Below are 2,567 nucleotides of genomic sequence, written 5' to 3' on the forward strand. Positions count from 1 at the left end.
CCACCACCCGGGCCCCGCACGCCAGCGCGATCATCACCGCCGACAGCCCACCCCGCCGCAGCCGTGCACGGCCACCCACTCGCCGGCCGCGACCCGTCCCTGCGCGGCCACGGCCCGGAACGCGGTGGCGAAGCGGCAGCCGAGCGCGGCGGCGGCCGGGAAGTCCAGCTCGTCGGGGAGCCGGACCAGGTTGACGTCGGCGTCGCGCACGGTCACGTACTCGGCGAACGAGCCCCAGTGCGTGAAACCGGGCTGGCTCTGCCGCTCGCAGACCTGCTGGTCGCCCGCCTGGCACGACGGGCACCGCCCGCAGGCGCAGACGAAGGGCGCGGTGACCCGGTCACCCGGTCGCCAGCCCCGCACGCCGTCGCCGACGGCGGTGACGACACCGGCGAACTCGTGCCCGGGTACGTGCGGCACGACGACGTCCGAATCGTGTCCCTGCCAGCCGTGCCAGTCGCTGCGGCACAACCCGGTCGCCTCGACCCGCACGACCGCGCCACCGGCCGGTGGCGTCGGGTCCGGCACGTCGCGGACCTGCGGCGGGGCACCGAACTCGTCGAAGATCACGGCACGCATGGCCGCATCCTGGCACGTCACCGGCCCGTCCCGGAACACCGGCCGGCAGGAGCGAGCGGGGGACGGATCCGCGCCGCCCGCGTCCGGTGCCGCAGTGCGGTCTAGCCGGTGCGCTGGCGGGAGGCGGTCGCCCCCAGGTCGACCGCGAGCGTGCGGGTCACCCCGTCCAGGCCGTCGCTCCCGGCGACGGCGAAGACGAACCGGTCCGGCCGCAGCACCACGACGTCCGCCCGGTGCCGCCGCAGCCAGGCGTCGACCGTTCCGTCCAGATCGACGACGTGGACCCGGGCGTCGTCGCCCGCCGGCAGGCGCGCCGGATCGGTGCCGGCCGGATGCGTCACGACGGACCGCGCCGGCCCCGGCAGGCGGGGCGGTTCCGCCGGCAGGGTACGCCCGACCAGCGCGAAGCCGTCGCCGAGCAGATCGTCGAGCAGGCGGGGCGTCGGATCGCCACCGACAGCCACCCGGGGCTGCGGGAACATCGTCCCGACGGCACCGTCGCGCCGGCCGCCGGCGAACAGCCCACGCGCGTACGCGGGCAGCGGCTTGAACTCGAAGTGCCGCACGAAACGGCGTACCCGGGGCACGGTCTGCACGGCCCGCAGCACGCTGTCGCGTACCCACGCGGCCCGCCGACTACGGGCCAGGAACACCCGACCCAGGCGGACGCTCGTCTCCGCCATCGCCGCCGTGTGCGGCCGACGTTCCGTCTCGTACGTGTCGAGCAGCGCCGGGTCGGCCTCGCCGGCCAGCACCAGCGCCAGTTTCCAGGTCAGGTTCGCCGCGTCCCGCAGTCCGCTGCACAGCCCCTGCCCGAGGAACGGCGGCATCTGGTGCGCGGCGTCGCCCAGCAGGAACACCCGTCCCTCCCGCCACCGGGTGGCGATGAGATGGTGGAACGTGTACACCACGGCGCGGGTGACGGTGAAGCGGTCCGGGTCCACGTACGGCGACACCAGCTCGGCGATCTTCGCCGGTTGCCGCATGTCGTCCTCGGTCTCGCCCGGCTGGAGCATGAACTCCGCCCGGTAACTGCCCCGCGACCCGGGTGAGACGAACGCCGGACGCCGCCAGTCGCAGACGAAGGTGGTGTGCGGCGCCCGGATCCCGTCCGACGCCACGTCCCCGGAGACCGCCAGCCACGGCTCGGCGTAACTCGCGCCGGCGAGCGGGATCCGCACCGCCGTGCGGGTGATGCTCCGGGCACCGTCGCAGCCGAGCACGAACCGGGCCCGCACCGGGTACGACCGGTCGGCGACCACGTCCCGCAACACCAGGTCGGCCCCGCCCTCGTCCTGCCGCAGGTCGACCAGTTCCGTGCCGATACGCAGCGTCACGTGGTCGAACCGCTCCAGCCCGGTACGCAGAGCATGCTCCAGCAACGGCTGGTCGAAGAAGTTCAGCGGCGCGTGCCCGAACCCGAAGTCCACCTCGTCGAAGGCGATGGTGGCGAACCGCCGGCCGGCGGCGTTGACGTAGTCGGCGCGTACCGGTTGGTGCAGGTCGCCGACGATCCGGTCGAGCAGACCGGCCTGCTGATAGATGCGCAGCGCCTCGTCGTCGCAGGAGAACGCGCGCGGCTGGCCGTGCGGTGCGGTGCTCCGCTCGACGACGAGCGTGCGGACGCCCCGCATCCCGAGCAGGTTCGCGGCCAGCGCACCGACCGGACCACACCCGACGATGACGACGTCGACCTCCTGGACCTCGCCGGGCGACGACGACTGGGCCGGGTTCATCTCGTTCCTCCACACCTGGCCGCCCGGGGTGGCCGGGCGGGGACCGTTGTACGGGTCCAGCAGAGCGGGCGGGTGTGGAGGTTTCGTAGATTTCCGGTTGGGGTTCTGGTTTTCGCTGCCGGGGTGGGGTTTCCGGCAGGACCGACCCGTGTGGGGTGGGGTTTCCGGCAGGACCGACCCGTGTGGGGTGGGGTTTCCGGCAGGCCCGACCCGCTCCGGGCGGTCAGGCTTGATCCCTGCGCGGGTCGGGCC

Annotated in this window: 2 protein-coding genes; both read right to left on the reverse strand. The window is 74.1% G+C overall.

What is annotated here, in order from left to right; genetic code table 11:
* Positions 1 to 33: 33 nt before the first annotated feature.
* Positions 34 to 579: an alcohol dehydrogenase catalytic domain-containing protein gene (locus EYA84_RS30340; RefSeq protein WP_236146050.1), complete on the reverse strand. Its 546-nt coding sequence runs from the start codon at positions 577 to 579 to the stop codon at positions 34 to 36.
* A gap of 101 nt (positions 580 to 680) precedes the next feature.
* On the reverse strand, positions 681 to 2,315 hold the full coding sequence (locus tag EYA84_RS30345) for a bifunctional 3-(3-hydroxy-phenyl)propionate/3-hydroxycinnamic acid hydroxylase (protein ID WP_131057645.1): 1,635 nt from the start codon (positions 2,313 to 2,315) through the stop codon (positions 681 to 683).
* Positions 2,316 to 2,567 lie beyond the last annotated feature (252 nt).

The sequence above is a fragment of the Verrucosispora sp. SN26_14.1 genome (genome assembly GCF_004307965.1).
Taxonomy (GTDB): Bacteria; Actinomycetota; Actinomycetes; order Mycobacteriales; family Micromonosporaceae; genus Micromonospora.

Bases quoted from the DNA above. Each gene is read 5' to 3' on its own strand.
- EYA84_RS30340 (WP_236146050.1), bottom strand. From the start codon at position 579: ATGCGTGCCGTGATCTTCGACGAGTTCGGTGCCCCGCCGCAGGTCCGC.
- EYA84_RS30345 (WP_131057645.1), bottom strand. From the start codon at position 2,315: ATGAACCCGGCCCAGTCGTCGTCGCCCGGCGAGGTCCAGGAGGTCGAC.